The 16,866-nt window shown below is 72.7% G+C and carries 16 protein-coding genes; 11 read left to right on the forward strand and 5 right to left on the reverse strand.

Going from position 1 to position 16,866, the window contains the following annotated elements; all coding sequences use genetic code 11:
* Positions 1–97: 97 nt before the first annotated feature.
* Positions 98–712 carry a PadR family transcriptional regulator gene (locus tag AB0K18_RS39015; protein ID WP_364925261.1) on the forward strand — a complete coding sequence of 205 codons (615 nt, stop codon included), beginning with the start codon at positions 98–100 and terminating at the stop codon, positions 710–712.
* 48 nt (positions 713–760) lie between these two features.
* On the opposite strand, the gene AB0K18_RS39020 is transcribed toward AB0K18_RS39015, so the two are convergent.
* A complete protein-coding gene (locus AB0K18_RS39020; RefSeq protein ID WP_364925263.1) occupies positions 761–2,785 on the reverse strand; it encodes a SpoIIE family protein phosphatase in 2,025 nt (674 codons plus the stop codon).
* 110 nt (positions 2,786–2,895) lie between these two features.
* Positions 2,896–4,713, reverse strand: coding sequence for a glycoside hydrolase family 15 protein (locus AB0K18_RS39025; protein ID WP_364925266.1), 1,818 nt, complete (start codon positions 4,711–4,713; stop codon positions 2,896–2,898).
* A 156-nt stretch (positions 4,714–4,869) separates the two neighbouring features.
* Here AB0K18_RS39025 and AB0K18_RS39030 point away from each other — a divergent pair, with 156 nt between their 5' ends.
* The 6 genes from AB0K18_RS39030 to AB0K18_RS39055 all read left to right on the forward strand — a co-directional run bounded on the left by AB0K18_RS39030 (position 4,870) and on the right by AB0K18_RS39055 (position 10,771).
* On the forward strand, positions 4,870–5,304 hold the full coding sequence (locus tag AB0K18_RS39030; RefSeq protein WP_364925269.1) for an ATP-binding protein: 435 nt from the start codon (positions 4,870–4,872) through the stop codon (positions 5,302–5,304).
* Positions 5,305–5,336: 32 nt separating this feature from the next.
* Entirely contained in the window at positions 5,337–6,023 is a 687-nt protein-coding gene (locus AB0K18_RS39035; RefSeq protein WP_364925272.1) for a class I SAM-dependent methyltransferase, read from the forward strand.
* Positions 6,024–6,089: 66 nt separating this feature from the next.
* Positions 6,090–6,896, forward strand: coding sequence for a hypothetical protein (locus AB0K18_RS39040; RefSeq protein ID WP_364925274.1), 807 nt, complete (start codon positions 6,090–6,092; stop codon positions 6,894–6,896).
* On the forward strand, positions 6,893–8,023 hold the full coding sequence (locus tag AB0K18_RS39045; protein ID WP_364925277.1) for a hypothetical protein: 1,131 nt from the start codon (positions 6,893–6,895) through the stop codon (positions 8,021–8,023). Before AB0K18_RS39040 ends, AB0K18_RS39045 begins: the two co-directional genes overlap by 4 nt.
* Positions 8,024–8,069: 46 nt before the next feature.
* On the forward strand, positions 8,070–9,497 hold the full coding sequence (locus AB0K18_RS39050) for a hypothetical protein (protein ID WP_364925280.1): 1,428 nt from the start codon (positions 8,070–8,072) through the stop codon (positions 9,495–9,497).
* Complete coding sequence (locus AB0K18_RS39055; protein ID WP_364925283.1) at positions 9,494–10,771, forward strand: AAA family ATPase; 1,278 nt, start codon at positions 9,494–9,496, stop codon at positions 10,769–10,771. The genes AB0K18_RS39050 and AB0K18_RS39055 overlap by 4 nt, the downstream gene beginning before the upstream one ends.
* A 62-nt stretch (positions 10,772–10,833) precedes the next feature.
* Here the strand turns inward: AB0K18_RS39055 and AB0K18_RS39060 are convergent, their stop codons facing one another.
* Positions 10,834–11,781: a GNAT family N-acetyltransferase gene (locus AB0K18_RS39060; protein WP_364925286.1), complete on the reverse strand. Its 948-nt coding sequence runs from the start codon at positions 11,779–11,781 to the stop codon at positions 10,834–10,836.
* A gap of 125 nt (positions 11,782–11,906) precedes the next feature.
* Here AB0K18_RS39060 and AB0K18_RS39065 point away from each other — a divergent pair, with 125 nt between their 5' ends.
* Positions 11,907–12,452, forward strand: coding sequence for a TetR family transcriptional regulator (locus AB0K18_RS39065; protein WP_364925288.1), 546 nt, complete (start codon positions 11,907–11,909; stop codon positions 12,450–12,452).
* A gap of 92 nt (positions 12,453–12,544) precedes the next feature.
* On the forward strand, positions 12,545–12,976 hold the full coding sequence (locus AB0K18_RS39070; RefSeq protein ID WP_364925291.1) for an ATP-binding protein: 432 nt from the start codon (positions 12,545–12,547) through the stop codon (positions 12,974–12,976).
* 6 nt (positions 12,977–12,982) lie between these two features.
* On the opposite strand, the gene AB0K18_RS39075 is transcribed toward AB0K18_RS39070, so the two are convergent.
* A complete protein-coding gene (locus AB0K18_RS39075) occupies positions 12,983–13,549 on the reverse strand; it encodes a hypothetical protein (RefSeq protein WP_364925294.1) in 567 nt (188 codons plus the stop codon).
* Between the two features lie 76 nt (positions 13,550–13,625).
* The gene (locus AB0K18_RS39080; RefSeq protein ID WP_364925297.1) at positions 13,626–14,585 is read right to left on the reverse strand and encodes a Ppx/GppA phosphatase family protein; all 960 of its coding nucleotides are present in this window, start codon (positions 14,583–14,585) and stop codon (positions 13,626–13,628) included.
* Between the two features lie 123 nt (positions 14,586–14,708).
* Between AB0K18_RS39080 and AB0K18_RS39085 the strand changes: the two genes are divergently transcribed.
* Both AB0K18_RS39085 and AB0K18_RS39090 read left to right on the forward strand, forming a co-directional pair.
* Complete coding sequence (locus AB0K18_RS39085; protein ID WP_364925300.1) at positions 14,709–15,617, forward strand: formylglycine-generating enzyme family protein; 909 nt, start codon at positions 14,709–14,711, stop codon at positions 15,615–15,617.
* 4 nt (positions 15,618–15,621) lie between these two features.
* Positions 15,622–16,776: a UDP-N-acetylglucosamine--N-acetylmuramyl-(pentapeptide) pyrophosphoryl-undecaprenol N-acetylglucosamine transferase gene (locus AB0K18_RS39090; RefSeq protein ID WP_364925303.1), complete on the forward strand. Its 1,155-nt coding sequence runs from the start codon at positions 15,622–15,624 to the stop codon at positions 16,774–16,776.
* Positions 16,777–16,866: the final 90 nt, after the last annotated feature.

A 16,866-nucleotide genomic window follows, 5' to 3' on the forward strand; every position in this document is an offset into this window, starting at 1 on the left:
TCCTGCGGTCATCCCATATGGCAACGCGCAGTATCAGGTGGGGCCTCGGCTAAAGTGCTCATCGCATGATGACGCGAGGGGGAAGCGAGGGGGAAGCATGGCACGACGTCCCGACCTGGTCGGCCTGACCGTGCTGGCCATGCTCTCACTGCGCCCCGCCCACCCCTACGAGCTTCACCGCTTCATCGTCGACACGCACAAGGACTATGTGACGGGCCTGCCGAGAAGCCTCTACCACGCGGTCGAGAAGCTGGCCGGCCAGGAGCTGATCGTCCCCGTCGAGACCAGCAGGCAGGGCCGCCGCCCCGAGCGCACGGTCTACCAGATCACCGGCGAGGGCCGCCGCGAGCTGGCCACCCGGCTGCGCGCCCTGCTGGAGAGCCCGGGCGCCGAACGCCGCACCTTCACCGCGGCCGTCTCCCTCATGGGCGTGCTACCGGTGCCCGACGCGCTGCAGTCCCTGCGGACGCGAGCGGCGTCCCTGGAGGGCGCGCTGGCCGGTCTCAACGCCCACCTCGACGCGCTGCGAGCGTCCGGCCTGCCCGAGGTCCTGAGCGTCGAGCTCGATTACGAGCGCACGCTCAGCGAGGCCGAGCTGGCCTGGGTCAGGCGGCTCGTCGCCCGGCTGGAGTCGGGCGAGCTGACCTGGTCTGCCACCCTCAATCAGGACCTGCTCGCCGACGTGCTCGACGAGCAGGGCGGCGCGGCCTGAGGCCGAGCGGCGGGGCCGGGCGGCGGGGCCTGGGGCCGGGCGGCGGGGTCAGCGGGTCCGAGCCACCAGCAGGGCGATGTCGTCCTCGGCCGGGGTGTCGCCGAGCGTCGAGGAGATCACCGACGCGCACAGCCGCTCCAGCGGCGGCGGCGCGGCGGCCAGCGCGGCGCCGAGCCGGTGCATGCCCGCCTCCAGGTCGTCGTCGCGCGTCTCGATGAGGCCGTCGGTGTAGAGGGCGAGCACGGTGCCCGGCTCCAGCTCCAGCTCCAGCGACTCGAAGGAGCCGAGCCCGACGCCGATCGGGGTGCCGCCAGGAATGTCGGGAAAGGTCACCTCGCCCGACGGGAGCAGCAGCGCGGGCGGCGGATGCCCGGCCCGGGAGATGAGGCAGCGGCGGGTGGCCGGGTCGTACACGGCGTACAGGCAGGTGGCGCCCGTGGGGTCGGTGGGGCTGTCGTCCTCCTCGGTCAGCCGGACGATGAGCTGGTCGAGGTGCGTGAGCACCTCGTGCGGGCGCAGCCCCACGTACGCCAGCGTGCGCACGGCCGTCCGCATGCGGCCCATGGTGGCGGCGGCGTTGATGCCGTGCCCCGTCACGTCGCCGACGACCAGCGCGACGCGGCCGTCCGGCAGCCGGATGACGTCGAACCAGTCGCCGCCGACGCCCTCGTGCACGTCGGACGGCAGGTAGCGGGAGGCCACGTCCAGCGCGTCGCCGCCGCTCAGCACGCGCGGCAGCAGGTCGCGCTGCAGCGCGAGCGCGGTGTTGCGCTCGCGGGTGTACCGGCGGGCGTTGTCGAGGCTGAGCGCCGCCCTGGCGGCCAGTTCCTCGGCGAGCACGAGGTCGTCCCTGATGAACGGCTGCTTGTTGTCGGTGCGGGCGAACACGGTCACGCCCAGGACGTCGCCGCGCGCCTTGAGCGGCACGATGAGCAGCGTGTGCATGCCCGTCGCGCGCATGAGCCCGGCCCGCTCGGGGTCGTGGTCGAGCCAGGAGCCGGGCGAGAAGTCGATGACGGGCTCGTAGTGCGTCCGGCCCGTGGCCACGACGTGCGAGAACGGCGACGCCGGCCGGATGAAGACCGCGTCGTTCAGGAGCCACCGCGCCTCGGGGAGGTCTTCGTGCACCGAGGCGAGGCCGGCGCGGCGGAAGGCGGGGATCCGCACCGGCTCCGGCTCGGCGGCCAGCCGCTGCAGCGGCATGGTGTCGGGCAGCACCGACTCGCCGAGGTCCACGGCGACGAAGTCGGCCAGCGCGGGTACGGCCAGCTCGGCCAGCTCCTGAGCGGTCCTGCGCACGTCGAGCGTGGTGCCGACCCTGATGCTCGCCTCGCGCAGCAGGTGCAGGCGGTCGCGGGCGCGGCTGTTGGTGATGTCGAGCACCAGCGTGCACACGCCGAGCGGCCGGCCGTCGACGCCGTCGATCCGGGAGATGGACGACGACAGCGTCCGTTCCTCGCTCCGGTCGACCGAGGTCCAGCGGGACTCGCGATCGATGACGGGCACCCCGTCCTTGAGCACCCGGCGCATGACCTCCAGGAGGTTGCTGGCGTCCGCCCCCGGGACCGGGTCGGCCATCGACTGGCCGATGCGGTAGTAGGGAAAGCCCTCGGTGAGCCGCTCCGCCTCGGCGTTGCGCCACACGCAGCGCAGGTCGCGGTCCCAGATGGCCATCGCCACGGGGAAGCTGTTGATCAGTGACTCCAGCAGCGAACCCGTCTTGCCCGACAGGTCCTGGTCGGCCGGCACCGCCGACAGCAGCCACGCCTGCCCGGCCAGCCTGGTCGCCAGCCGCGCGCCCTCGACCCGGACGAGCAGCCGGTCGCCGTCGCGGTGGCGCAGCTCCGCCAGGCCGTGCCAGCGCTCCTTGTCGTGGAGCCGGCCGCTCCACAGGTTGTCCCTGCCGGGCATCAGCAGCGACCGGCCCGACCGGCCCACGATCTCCTCCGCCCGGTAGCCGGTGAGCTCCTCGGCGGCCGCCGTCCATCCGATCACGGTGCCCGCGACGTCGACCACGAACAGGGCCGGCGACTTCTTCGCGCCCGCTCCCAGGATGGTGCCCGATGCCGCCATGTCCCTCCCCGTCCGGCCCGCCGTGAACCGCCCAAAACGCCCCAAACGCCCAGCATAGCCACGCTGACCTGGGATGACGCGTTCTTGGCCGACGCTTTGCGCACCCTGGGTCAGCCGAGCGCGTGGTCGAGGTTGAAGGCCGCGCTGATGAGCGCGAGATGGGTGATGGCCTGCGGGAAGTTGCCGAGCTGCTCGCCGTTGTGGCCGATCTCCTCGGCGTACAGGCCCAGGTGGTTGGCGTAGGTGAGCATCTTCTCGAACGCCAGCCTGGCCTCGTCGAGGCGGCCGGCCCGCGACAGCGCCTCGACGTACCAGAACGAGCAGATCGAGAACGTGCCCTCGGGCCCTTCCAGCCCGTCGGGGCTGACCTCGGGGTCGTAGCGGTAGACCAGCGAGTCGGAGACCAGCCCGCTGCCGAGCGCGTCGAGCGTGGACAGCCACTTGGGGTCGGTCGGCGAGACGAACTTGGCCAGCGGCATCATCAGGATCGAGGCGTCCAGCACGTCCTCGTCGAAGTGCTGCACGAAGGCGCCCAGGTCGGGCCGCCAGCCGTGCCGCATGATGTCGCGGTAGATGGTGTCGCGGGTGCGTCGCCAGCGCGGCGTGTCGGCGGGCAGGCCGCGCTGGGCGGCCATGCGCATCGCCCGCTCGATCGCCACCCAGCACATGAGCCGCGAGTAGACGAAGTTCTTGCGCCCGCCGCGCGTCTCCCAGATGCCCTCGTCCGGCTGGTCCCAGTTGTCGCACACCCAGTCGACGAGCCTGCACACCTCCTCCCAGCGGTCGCTGGAGATCGGGTCGCCCCACTTGTTGTAGAGGTAGACGGAGTCGATGAGGGCGCCGTAGATGTCGAGCTGGAGCTGCTCGGCGGCGGCGTTGCCGATGCGCACGGGGGCCGAGCCGCGGTGGCCCTCCAGGTGGTGCAGCTCCTCCTCGGGCAGGTCGGCGCGGCCGTCGATGCCGTACATGATCTGCAGGGGGCCCGTGCGGCGGTCGGGGCTCGCCTTTATGTGCTCGGACAGGAAGCTCATGAACGCCTCCGCCTCCTCGGTGAAACCGAGCCTGAGCAGGGCGTAGACGCAGAACGCCGCGTCGCGGATCCACACGTAGCGGTAGTCCCAGTTGCGCCCGCCGCCGATGCGCTCCGGCAGGCTGGTCGTGGGGGCGGCGACGATGCCGCCGGTCGGCGCGTACGTGAGGAGCTTGAGCGTCAGCGCCGAGCGGTGCACCACCTCGCGCCAGCGGCCACGGTAGCGCGAGGCCGACAGCCAGCGGCGCCAGAACCGCACGGTGGCGGTGAACTCGGCCTCCGCCTCACTGAGCGGGCAGCCGCGCGGCGCGACCCCCGGCGTCATGTTGTCGAGGGCGAAGACGGCGTGCTCGCCCTCGCTCAGCTCGAAGGCCGCCCAGGCGTCGCGCTCGTCGGTCTCGAGCGGCACGCTGGAGGTCAGCGAGAGCGCCAGCGACGGCGCGGCGAACGTGACGACGCCCGCCTCGCGGGTGACGACGTGGGGCTGCCTGGCGTAGTCGAAGCGGGGCGACACCCGGGCGCGGAACGGGATGCGGCCGCGTACGCAGGAGACCCGGCGGATCAGCCGGTGCCGGTCGGCCTCGCCCGAGCCGTCGGCCACGGGCATGAAGTCCTGGATCTCCCCCACGCCGTCGTCGGCGAAGAACCGGGTGATCAGCACGTTGGTGTCGGGGAAGTAGAACTGCTTGGTCGTGGCCCGCACGTCGGCGCACAGGTCGAAGGAGCCGCCCCGGTCGGCGTCCAGGATCGAGGCGAAGACGCTGGGGGCGTCGAAGCTGGGGCAGCAGTACCAGTCGATCGTGCCGTCGGTGCCCACGAGCGCGACCGTCCGCAGGTCGCCGATCAGCCCGTGCTCACCGATCGGCAGGTAGCGGGCGTCGCCGCCGGGTGCCTGCATGCCACCAAACGTACGCCGCCGCCCGTCAGACGCGGCTCTGCCGCAGGTAGGGGCACGTCAAAGCCCCTCGGACCTTCCTCATGGTTTGGCGATCTCCTGCCGGGTAAGGAGCCACGTCGCCCGCGGAACCTCCCGGCCCTCGGCGGGCAGGATGACATGCCTCTGGAGTTCGAACTGCGGTGCCCGATCTCGGCCGACCTCGGCCTGATCAGGGACATGGTGCGCCTGCACGGTCAGTACTGCGGGCTGCCCGAGCGACGCCTCGAAGACCTCGTGCTGGCCACCAACGAGGCCGTCACGAACGTGCTCGACCACGGCGGCAAGGCCGGCGTGCTGACCGCCCGCGGCCTGCCCGACGGGGTGATGGTGCAGGTGCTCGACGTGGCGGGACTGCTCACCAGCGCCCATCTCGCCGAGGCGAGCCTCGACCAGACCGCCTCGCACGGCTACGGCCTGTGGGTGATCCAGTATCTGTGCGACGCGGTGACGGTGGAGCGGACCGACGAGGGCTCGCTGCTCAGCCTGTACGTCCACCGCGACCCGCGCCCGACGGCCCGCAACGGCACCCGGCCGCAGCGCGTAGGGGGCTGATCTTCGTCGTATCCCGGGGTTAGGTTCTGACCATGCGCGAATCTGGCACGGGCCCCGGCCCCATCACCCCCGACGGATCCCCTGTCGCCTTCTACACCCTGCTGCGCGCCGGCGCCGAGCCCGGCCTCATCGCCGGGGTGACGCCGCCCGGCGGCTCGATCCTCGAGCTGGGATGCGGCGTGGGACGCGTGACGCACCCGCTGGTCGAGCGCGGTTTCACGGTGGTCGCCGTGGACGAGTCGCCCGACATGCTGGCCCACGTGCGGGGCGCGCGGACCGTCCTGTCCCGCGTGGAGGACCTGCGGCTCGGCGAGCGCTTCGACGCGGTCGTGCTGGCCTCGCAGCTCGTCAACACCGTGGACGACGCCGCGCGGCGTGCCATGATCGCCGCCTGCGCCCGGCACGTCGCGCCCGGCGGCGCTGTGGTCCTCCAGTGGATGCCCGCCGAGGCGCAGGACCGCTGGAAGGTCGGCACGATCCGCACGGAGGGCGACGTCACGATCATGATGTCGGCACACGAGGTGGTCAGGCCCGGCGTCTCGGCCGCGACCATGGAATACAGCCACGTCGAGGACGGCGCCAGGACGGTCTGGAGGCAGTCGTTCGAGTCGCTGCGGCTGACGGAGGACGACCTGGCCGCGGAGCTGGCGGCGGAGGGACTGCGCCTCGACCGGTTCCTGACGGAGGACCGCACCTGGGCGGTCGCCTTTACGACGTAGATCACACCAAGGCGTCGGTCTTCCATATTTACTGGAAAATGCTGGGACTGTTGGTAAAGTCGCGCCATGAGTGACCGGCTGGACGATCTCGAACGGCGGATCGACGAGCTGCGGGCGGGCGTGCGCAAGGCGATGCGCGCCAGGGACGGCGCCGCCGCGCGGGTGCTGCGGGCCGAACTGCGCAGCGCCGAGCGCGCCTGGGACGCGCTGGTGTGCGGACCGCCCGCCGAGGATCCTGCCGGGCGGCCCGCCAAGGAGGGGCCGCCGCGCCTGGTCACCGTGCGCGAGCAGGTGCACCAGGGGCTGCGGCTGCTCGGTGCCGCCGCCCAGCCGCGGCTCATCGTGGCCGTCAGCGAGGCGTTCTTCGGCGGCACCATCCGCAGCGGCCAGCTCACCAGCCTGCGCAGGGACGAGGAGCGCTCGTTCCGCGCCACGCCGTTCGGGCGGCCGTACTATCTGTGCGCCGCGCTCACCGACCGCCTCTCCCCCGCCCGCGGCCTGCTCACGCTGAGCACCTGGCCGCTGGAGCGGCGCGTGGTCGGCCCGGTCAGCCCCCGCGTCGACTTCCTCGCCTGCGCCATCGCGGTGGCCCGCGAGCAGGCGAGCAAGGAGCGAGAGCAGGGAGCCGAGCGGGGCAGCCGCTTATTGCTGCGCATGGCGCGCAACATCCCCGGCGCCACGGACGGCACGCTGGGCCCGCCCGACCCCGAGCGCGTGGCCCGCGCGGCCCAGGCCGAGCTGCGCGTCCACGTCGATCGCGACACGCGGGACCGCGCTGAGCTGGCAGAACGCGCCGCCGCGCAGCTCGGTGACGCCTCCAGGCTGTTCGGCGCCGCTACGCTGAGCACGATCAAGAAGGAGAACGTCAAGTGAGCGGCTTGAAGCGCGAGGGCGACCACGTGCACCGCCTGGAGGCGCTGCGGGGCACCACACCGCAGCAGCCGCACGACGCCCGCGCCATCGCGGCCCTGGCCGCCAACCCCGGCTGCGCCCGCCGGGCCCTGATGGACGGCGCCGGCATCGACAAGGACGCCGCCGCCCGCCACCTGGGCTTCCCCGCGCCGTTCGGGCAGTCGCCGTTCGCGATCACGCGCGGCAACATGTTCGAGGCGCAGGTGAAGGCCGACGGGTGCGCGGAGCTGCTGCGCATGCTGCGCGAGCTGCTCGGCCTGCCCGTCGCCGAGGTCGCCTACCACGACGTGGAGAACGTCGGCGCCCACCTGCGCCACGCCCACACCAGAACGCTGATCGACCGGGCCGCCCGCGACGAGCACGACGCCGGCACGCTCTACGACCATCCGCTGCTCACCCTCGACATCGCCGGCCACACCGCCTACCTGGAGCCCGACGTGGTGGCCTTCCAGCTCGGCGGGCGCTTCCACATCGTGGAGATCAAGTCGTTCGCGGTGATCGACGGGCAGGCCGACCCCGCGGCGGTCGCGGCGGCGGCCCGGCAGGCGGCGGTCTACGTGCTGGCGCTGCGCACGCTGCTGGAGGAGCTGGGCCACGACCCGCTCAAGGTCTCGCACGACGTGGTGCTGGTCTGCCCGGAGAACTTCGCCAACCGGCCGGTCGCCTCGCTGGTCGACGTGCGCAGGCAGCTCGCCGTCCTGCGCCGCCAGCTCACCCGGATGACCACCCTCGACCGGCTGCTCGCCGACCTGCCCGACGACCTCAGCCTCGACCTGCGGCCCGGCGAGGACGGCCGGCCCACCAGGCCGGTGGCCGAGCTGGCCGACGCGCTGCACAGGACCACCGCCCGCTACGCGCCCGACTGCCTGTCCACCTGCGACCTGTGCTTCTTCTGCCGTGACGAGGCCCGCCAGGAGGGCGCGTCCGACCTGCTCGGCCGGCAGGTGCGCGACGAGCTGGGCGGGGTGGCCTCGGTCACCGAGGTGCTCGGCCTCGCCGACGGCTCGCTCGACCCCGCCGAGGGGCAGGAGGAGATCGCCCGCCTGCTCCGCAACGCCGAACGCCTGCGCAGAGAGTGCCTGACGTGAACCCGATCCCGCCGCCTGGCCCGGCTCCCCTCCGGGAGAGCCCGGCATGAGCCTGCTGACCTCGCTCGCCCGGCTGCGGGCCCTCCAGGAGGGCATCGCGCAGCCCGTCGCGACCGTCAGGCACTGCCACCTGTCAGAGCGGCCCATGGTGTTCATCCCGCTGAAGCTGTCGGGCGAGGCCGCCGCGCCGCTGGCCGCCATGCTCGGCACCGAGCGCGACCGGCCGCGGCTGCTCGTGGTGACCCAGCCGCGCAACCGCGACCTGCGCTTCGCCTGGGCGGCCGAGGTGGCGGGGGTGCTGCTGCCGTACATCGAGGGGTTCCTGCACGACACCGAGACGGTCGAGCGCAGGAACGCCGACCCCTACGAGCGGGCGCTGGACGCGCCGCAACTCATCGTGCCCAACCCGGCCGGCGTGGCGTTCACCCGGCTGCTCGGCCGCTCGACCCGGTTCCGCCGCGCCGACGGGCCCTACCCGGTGCCGGAGTCGGTGCCGCTGCTCGGGCGGTGGCTGACCTATCTCGGGGAGCGGGCCGCTTACCCCGGCTCCTCGCTGATGCCGGCCGCGACGGAGGAGCTGGGCCGCCACTGGGCGAGCGGGCAGAGCTCCCTGGAGGACGCCAACCTGGCCGCGCTGCTGGGCTGGATCACCACCGGGCCGAGCGACGACGCCGAGGACCCGCTGATCTGGCCGCCGGCCGGGCCCGCCACCGATCCCGGGTTCGACGCCGAGGTGCTCGCGCCGGCGATCGAGAGCGAGTCGCCCGAGCGCATCACCGAGGCGCTGCGCACCCAGTTGGAGCCCACCTGGCGGCTGATGTGGCAGGCGATCGACCTGCTGGCCGGGCTGCCGGAGGGCGCGAGCGTGGCGCAGCGCTGGGAGCAGGACCGCGGCTCGTTCAGCGGCATGGCCGTGCACATCGCCGAGGGCGCGCCGCCGCAGCCCAGGCGTGACGGCGCGGTGGCCGCCGCGGCCAAGCTGGCCCGCATGGAGCGCGCGCAGGCCGCGTACGACGTGCAGCGCGCCTACGACGACCCCCTCGTCATGGCCGAATACCGGCTGACCGGCGAGGCGTTCGCCGGCGAGGTGGTCGAGACGGTGCCCGACAACACCGAGGGCGAGGGCCGCTCGCGCAAGCTCCGCCCGCTCGTGGTGATCAAGACCGACGATCCCGTACGCCTGCCGCCCGGCACCTCGCTCGGCACCCCGCAGCGCCGCGGCCAGGGCGCCGAGCTGGTGGAGGCCGCCCAGGGCCTGGTCACCCTGAAGATCACCAAGGGCATGGGCAGAGGCAGGACACCTGCGCCGGGCGCGGTGCCCGAGCTGGGCGAGCGGGTCTGCTACACCTCGCTCACCGACGACTTCCAGGGCTCCCCCGCCCTGCCCGAGGCCGAGGCCACGCCGTGGACGCACGGCGGCCCGCCGCAGGAGTACGTGCCCGACGACGAGGACGCCCAGGAGGACTGGTCGTGACCGACAGCCCCGAGCAGGTCATCAGGAACGTCCTGGCCGACCTGCCCAGGCACCGCGGCGTGGTGGTCGACTCGCCGCCCGGCGCGGGCAAGTCCACCCTCGTCGTACGCGCGGCCGCCCACATCGCCGCCACCGGCGAGCCGCTGATGATCGTCGCCCAGACCAACGAGCAGGTCGACGACCTGGTGGCGCGGATCTCCGACAAGCACCCGCACCTGACCGTGGGCCGGCTGTCGGCGAGCGGGTACGTGCCGCCGCTGCGCATGCTGGAGCTGCCCGGCGTCCGCGTCGGCACCCGCATCCAGGACCTCGGCGACCCGGACATCGTCATCGCCACCGCCGACAAGTGGGCGTGGATCGGCGACCGGGTGTGGCCGTGGGCGATCGTGGACGAGGCGTACCAGATGCGCTCGGACAAGCTGCTGCGCATCGCGGGGCTGTTCGAGCGGGCGTTGTTCGTGGGCGATCCTGGGCAGCTCGACCCGTTCTCGATCGTGGACGGCGACCGCTGGTCCGGCCTGTCGTGGGACCCGCTGCAGAGCGCGGTCGCGGTGCTGCTGCGGCACAACCCCGGCCTGCCCGTGCACCGGCTGCCGGTGTCGTGGCGGCTGCCCGCCTCCGCCGCGCCGGTGGTGTCGCGGGCGTTCTACCCGTTCACCGGGTTCCGCTCGGGCACCGGCGAGGGCGACCGGCGGCTGGAGCTGTCCACCGGCGGCATGGGCACCGTGCACGACCGGGCGCTGGAGGAGGCGGCGCGGTCGGGGTGGGCGCTGCTCGAGCTGCCGAACCGGCACACCGTGCGTACCGACGGCGAGGCCGTGCAGGCGGTGGCGCTGCTGGCCGAGCGGCTGCTGCAGCGCGGCGCGGTGGCCGGCTCGGAGCAGGGCGAGCGGCCCGTGACGGCCGACAGGATCGCGGTCGGCGCGGCGCACCGCGACCAGGTGGCCGCCATCCGCGCCGCCGGGCTGCCGCCCGAGATCACCGTGGACACCGCGAACCGGCTGCAGGGCCGCGAGTACGACGTCACCATCGTGCTGCACCCGCTGTCGGGCCGCCGCGACGCCACGGCCTTCCACCTGGAGTCGGGCCGGCTGTGCGTACTGGCGTCGCGGCACCGGCACGCCTGCGTGGTGGTGGCCAGGGCGGGCATCGCCGAGCTGCTCGACGCCCATCCGTCGGCCGAGCCGGTGCAGCTCGGGGTGCCGGTGAAGTTCCCCGACGGCTGGGAGGCCAACCAGTCGGTGCTGGACCACCTGGCTCGGCACCGCGTCTGAACGTGGGGGCGGAGCCGGTTGAGCGCGGCCTCCTACGGTTGCTCCTGCGGGTGAGCGTGGCGTTATGCGGCTGGTTTCGTGGCCAGGCCGCGTCGCCAGACGTCCATGATGAGGACCGGGCGCATGCCGGCCGACTCGTACAGGCCGAGTGCCGGGGTGGTGTTGTTGGAGTCGACGTGCAGGAGCGTGCCCTTGCGGCCGCGGGCGGCGTCGGCGGCGAAGGCGTGCCGCAGCAGGAACCTGCCGAGCCCCCTGCCGCGGAAGGCGGGCAGCACGGCGAGCGTGGCGATGTAGCCGCAGTCCTCGTCGGCCACGAACTGGTCGTTGCCGATGACCGCCGCGGCCGGGACGCCGTCCACGCGGGCCAGCGTGAGCTGCGACCAGTCGTTGACGGACATGGCCTGGCGGCGCTCGTACCACTGCTCGTAGCCGATGCGGACGAAGCCGAAGTGCTCGGCGAACCCCTCCTGGTGCACCGCGTGCGCCGCGCGCCGCACCTCCTCGCTCTCCCCCGTCTGCAGGGTGACGCCCTCGGGCACGTCAGGCGCCTTGACCGGCCCGTCGTGGTCGATGCGCATGCGGTGGTAGCAGGTGCCCGGCTCGAAGCCCAGTTCGCGGACCCCGGCCTGCTTGCGGAGGTCGTCGCGGTAGACGCCGATGTGCAGCGTGACGCTGTCGTGGCCGAGCTCGGCCCCCACCTCGGCGGCGCGGCGCAGCACCAGCGGCCACAGCTCGTCCTCCAGGCCCGGCACGCCTGGACGCACGATCACCTCGACGTCCACCAGGTCGCTGTCGCCGTTGCGGCAGGCCCAGGCGTACCCGTCGGGCCGCCCGTCCCGCGTGAGCGCGAGCCAGCCGTCCTGGTCGCGGTCGAAGCCAGGCTCGACCAGCTCGTCCTCGATGTCGGCGAGCGTGGTGTCGGGCTCGCCGATGATCGCCGTGTTGTACGCGCAGACGAGCTCGAAGATGCCGGTGGCGTCGTCCAGCCGGGGCCGCCTGATGGTGTGCATGGTGCCGATTGTCCCGAACCTGCTCCGGAACCGCCTCTCCTTTAACCCGCGCCGGCCGGAGGCGGACCGGGCCGCCCGTAGAATGAGGCCGAACTTACCGGCCGTCAAGTCGAAAAGGTGCAGAAGTGCGCGAAGACACCCGATCCCGGATCCAGGAGATCGCCCTGCGGCGCTTCACGGAGCAAGGGTACGAAGCGACCTCGCTGCGCGAGATCGCCGAGGAACTCGGGGTGACGAAGGCCGCACTTTACTACCACTTCAAAACCAAGGACGACATCGTCGCCAGCCTGGTCGAGCAGCGGCTGAGCGAGCTGGAGGAGCTGCTCGCCTGGGTCCGGAGCCGGCCGAAGACGGCGCGGACGCGCCGCGAGTTCGTCGAGCGGTACGCCGCCGGCGTGCGCGCCACCCGTCACCACGGCATCGCCCACTTCCTTGAGCGCAACCAGACCGCGCTGCGCGGCCACCCGACCCTGATCAGGATCCGCGAGCGGCTGGTGGAGCTGGCATCGGAGTTCACCGAGCCCGGCGCGAGCGCCACCCAGCGTGTCAGTCACTCGCTGGCGCTGTTCGCGCTGCACTCCGGCAAGTGGCTGATGAACGAGGACGGGCTGTCGGAGGAGGAGATCCACCAGGCGACCGTCGAGGTGGCGCTCCGGCTGCTGGAAACCTGAGCGGTTTCGGGCCTGACTCTGCCTATACGGACGATTGGGGCGGGATTTTCGGGGCAGTGGCTCGTCACGCATCCATATTGGGAGGAGACGTGGTGGAGGCTACGATAGCGCTCCGATTGCCCAGGGATGCGGCGAGCGTGCCGCTGATCAGACAGCTGCTGGACGGCACACTGCGCTCACTCGGCGTCGAGCCACAGGTACGCGACGACATCGAGCTGATGCTCACCGAGGCGTGCTCGAACGTCATCAAGCACGCGGGGCCCAGCGACGACTACACGGTCAGCGCGTCGGTCCACGACCACCTGTGCGTGATCAAAGTGGTCGACACCGGCAACGGCTTCGACCCGCGCAAGATGCTCGACCCCGATCAGACCTCCGAGCACGGACGCGGCATGCAGATCATGCGCGCACTCGCCGACGACGTCCGCTTCACCAACCGGCGCGAGCACGGCGCGGTCGTCTGCCTGGAGAAGCGCCTGCGCTACGCCCCCGGCGCGGCCGGCCAGCACTTGACCGCCACCTGACCCCCCTCACCTCCGGCCGGACACGCTCTTCTCAGACTCCCCAAGGTGGAGACGGCGGCGGATCCTGGGCGCGTGCCGGCTGAGCGTCGCCCGCCTGCGCTCGGGCACCCCCTCCCCGCACAACTTCAGCTCCAGCCCGGCCCCCGCACTCGGCTGAGCCGCCGCGACCGGCTCCACCTCCCGTCCGGGCTCCGCATCCGGCCTGGACGGGGGCGCCGGTTCCGGCCCCGCGTCCGCGTCCGAGCCTGCCGTTTCCGGCCCCGTGTCCGCGTCCGAGCCTGCCGTTTCCGGCCCCGTGTCCGCGTCCGGGCCCGTCGGCGGCTTGGATGGGGGCGCCGTGGCCGTCGCCGACCCCTTCTCCGCGGAGGGCTGCTGCGGTCGTGGCGCGTCGGCAGGACGGGCGGCAGTGCGGGGTGTGGAGGAGGAGTTGAGCAGGCGGTGGAGGCGGAGGCGGGCGGTGCGCCAGCGGGCCATCGAGGCGGCCAGCCCGAGCAGCACGAGCATGGCGACCGCCGAGATGAGCAGCACCGCGAGGACGATGAGGATGAGGACGACCGTCAGGGTCCCGATCAAGCCGAGCACTGTCATCATTTGCCGGACAATGCCCGCCCACCAGCGCTTTATGCCAGGATTTGAAGATAGATCGGGCTTACTTCGGCCCACCGTCGAGCTGCTCGGGCCACCCCGGCAGGAGATCGAGCCGCCGCAGGATCACACCCTCGCGCAACGCCCACGGGCACACGTCGAGCCGGTCCACCTCGAACAGGTCCATCGCCGCGTCCGCCACCAGCGCCCCCGCGGCGAGCTGCGCGGCCCGCCCCTGTGACACCCCTGACAGCCGGGCCCGCGCGGCCGCCTCCATGGTGGTGAGCTTGCCCGCCCAGTCGGCCATGTCCTGGCGGGACAGCGAGCGGGTGACGTAAGGGCCCTCGCCGGAGGGCGCCGCGCCGGCGATCCTGGCGAGTTGCTTGAAGGTCTTGGAGGTGGCGACGGCGCGGTCGGGGCGGCCGTGGCGCATGACGTCGCCGACCGTGCGGGCGATCTCGGCGCGTACGTGCTTGCGCAGGCTCCGCACCTCCTCGGCGGAGGGCGGGTCGGCGGTGAACCAGCCGCGGGTCAGCCGCCCGGCGCCGAGCGGCAGCGAGACGGCGGCGTCGGGCTCCTCGTCCACGCCCGCGGCGATCTCCAGCGAGCCGCCGCCGATGTCGAGGGCGAGCAGCCGCCCCGACGACCAGCCGAACCACCGCCGCACGGCCAGGAACGTCAGCCTGGCCTCGTCAGGCCCCGACAGCACCGCGATGTGCACGCCGCAGCGCCGCTCGACCTCCGCCAGCACCTGCTCGCCGTTGGCGGCCTCGCGTACGGCGGAGGTGGCGAAGCACAGCAGGTCCTCCACGCCCTTGTCCTCGGCGATGCGCACGGCCTCCTCGACGAAGCCGCCGAGCCGCTCGACGCCCTCGGGGCCCAGGTTCTGGTCCTGGTCGAGGTGTTCGGTCAGGCGCAGCTCGTCCTTGTGGGAGTAGGCGGGCATCGGCCTGGCGCCGCGGTGGGCGTCCACGACCAGTAAATGGACGGTGTTCGAGCCGATGTCCAGCACGCCGAGTCGCATGGGGAAACGCTACCGCCGCGCGGCTCTCGGGAGGTGACCAGGCCCGCCGCCGGGACGGCCGCGTGATCGCGGGCACGCTCCAGGCACTACCCTTCCTGATGGCATGACACGTTTGGGGGACCTTTGAGCGCTTGTTGTGGCCCGAGCAGGGAGGGCACCGCCGGGCCGTACCAGGAAGCCGTCCAGATCACCCGCAGGAAGCCCGTGCCGCGCGGGATGGTACGCATTCCCGGCGGAACGTTCCTCATGGGCGGCGACGACCCGGACGGCCGGCCCGAGGACGGCGAGGGGCCGGTACGCGAGGTACGCGTGGATCCGTTCCTCATCGACCCGGCCTGCGTGACGAACGCGCAGTTCGCCACGTTCGTCAAGGACACCGGTTACGTGACGGAGGCCGAGCGGATCGGCTGGTCGTTCGTGTTCGCCCAGTTCGCCTCCGCCGGGGTGATGGACGCGAGCGTGCCCGGCGCGTCCTGGTGGGTCGGCGTCGAGGGCGCGACGTGGCGCTCCCCCGAGGGCCCAGGCTCGTCGATCGGGAACCGGCAGAACCACCCCGTCGTGCACGTGTCGTGGAACGACGCCGTCGCGTACGCCGCCTGGGCCGGCAAGCGGCTGCCCACGGAGGCCGAGTGGGAGATGGCGGCCAGGGGCGGGCTGGAGCGCAGGCGCTACCCGTGGGGCGACGAACTGGCCCCGAACGGCCGGCCGCGCTGCAACATCTGGCAGGGCCGCTTCCCGACCGCGCCGAGCAAGGGGACGATGCCGGTCAAGTCGTTCCAGCCGAACGGCTACGGGCTCTACAACGTCGCCGGCAACGTGTGGGAGTGGACGGCCGACTGGTGGGGCACCGAGTGGCAGCCGTACGCCGACAACCCGCTCGGACCGCCCGGCGGCACGGCGAAGGTGATCAGGGGCGGCTCGTACATGTGCCACGACTCCTACTGCAACCGCTACCGGGTGGCGGCGCGCACGTCGAACACGCCCGACTCGTCCACCGGGCACACCGGCTTCCGCTGCGCGGCCATAGTCTGAGCCCATGTCACGAACCCTGCGACTGTTGATCACCGGCGGCGGCACCGGTGGTCACACCTATCCGGCCCTGACGACCCTGTCGGCCGTCCAGCGACGTCAGGTGCCGCACGACGTGCTCTGGGTGGGCACCGCCAACGGCCTCGAGGCCCGCATCACGGCCGAGCACGGCATCCCGTTCAAGGCGATCACCACGGGCAAGCTGCGCCGCCGCCCCAACCTCAAGGAGCTGGGCACCAACATCGCCGACGTGTTCCGCATCCCGATCGGGGTCCTGCAGGCGGTCGGGCACGCCGCCCGCTACCTGCCCGACGTGGTGCTGTCGACGGGGGGTTACGTGGCGGTGCCGATCGGGGTGGCGGCCAAGCTGATCCGCAGGCCGCTGGTGATGCACGAGCAGACGACCGTGGTGGGCCTGGCCAACCGCATCCTGTCGCGGCTGGCGACGCGCATCGCGCTGTCGCACGAGTCGTCGCTGGACCACCTGCCCGCCTCGGCCCGCGAGAAGGCCGTGGTGACGGGCAACCCGATCAGGCCCGAGCTGCTGCAGGGCAACAGGGCGGCGGCCTACGACCTGTTCGGGCTGACGTTCGAGGTGCCGCTGATCTACGTGACGGGCGGCGCGCAGGGCAGCAAGCAGATCAACACGCTGATCGCGGAGATCCTGCCGCGGCTGCTGCCGCACGCGCAGATCGTCCACCAGTGCGGGCCCGCCTGGATCGACCAGATGCGGGCCGTGCCGCTGCCGCCCGACCTGGCCGACCGCTACCACCCGGTGCCGTACGTCGGCAGCGAGCTGGCCGACCTGTTCGCCGCGGCCGACGTGGTGATCTCGCGCAGCGGGGCGGGCACGGTGTCGGAGCTGACCGCCATCGGCAAGCCGTCGGTGCTGATCCCGCTCATCCCGACCGGCGGTGACGAGCAGCGCAAGAACGCCGGCTACCTGGCCTCGGCGGGGGCGGCGCGGGCGCTGCTGGAGCCGCGTCCCACGGGCGAGATGCTGCTGGCCGAGCTGATGCCGCTGCTGGCCGACCCCGGGCTGCGGCAGACGATGGGGCAGGCGGCGGCCGAGCTGGGCCGCCTCGACGCCGCCGAGGTGCTGTGCGACCTGCTGCTGGAGACCGCCGGCCACGGCGCTCCCGAGGTCTACAGCCAGCGCTAGCGAGCCCCTGCCGGCGAGCCCGTCCCAGCGAGCCCGTCCCAGCGAGCCCGTCCCAGCGAGCCCGTGCCGGCGGGCTCAGGCGTCCATGTC

It is taken from the genome of Nonomuraea sp. NPDC049421 (genome assembly GCF_040677005.1).
Classification (GTDB): domain Bacteria; phylum Actinomycetota; class Actinomycetes; order Streptosporangiales; family Streptosporangiaceae; genus Nonomuraea; species Nonomuraea salmonea.

Coding starts and splice junctions, on each gene's coding strand:
- AB0K18_RS39015 (WP_364925261.1), top strand. CDS start 98: ATGGCACGACGTCCCGACCTGGTCGGCCTGACCGTGCTGGCCATGCTC.
- AB0K18_RS39020 (WP_364925263.1), bottom strand. CDS start 2,785: ATGGCGGCATCGGGCACCATCCTGGGAGCGGGCGCGAAGAAGTCGCCG.
- AB0K18_RS39025 (WP_364925266.1), bottom strand. CDS start 4,713: ATGCAGGCACCCGGCGGCGACGCCCGCTACCTGCCGATCGGTGAGCAC.
- AB0K18_RS39030 (WP_364925269.1), top strand. CDS start 4,870: ATGCCTCTGGAGTTCGAACTGCGGTGCCCGATCTCGGCCGACCTCGGC.
- AB0K18_RS39035 (WP_364925272.1), top strand. CDS start 5,337: ATGCGCGAATCTGGCACGGGCCCCGGCCCCATCACCCCCGACGGATCC.
- AB0K18_RS39040 (WP_364925274.1), top strand. CDS start 6,090: ATGAGTGACCGGCTGGACGATCTCGAACGGCGGATCGACGAGCTGCGG.
- AB0K18_RS39050 (WP_364925280.1), top strand. CDS start 8,070: ATGAGCCTGCTGACCTCGCTCGCCCGGCTGCGGGCCCTCCAGGAGGGC.
- AB0K18_RS39060 (WP_364925286.1), bottom strand. CDS start 11,781: ATGCACACCATCAGGCGGCCCCGGCTGGACGACGCCACCGGCATCTTC.
- AB0K18_RS39080 (WP_364925297.1), bottom strand. CDS start 14,585: ATGCGACTCGGCGTGCTGGACATCGGCTCGAACACCGTCCATTTACTG.
- AB0K18_RS39090 (WP_364925303.1), top strand. CDS start 15,622: ATGTCACGAACCCTGCGACTGTTGATCACCGGCGGCGGCACCGGTGGT.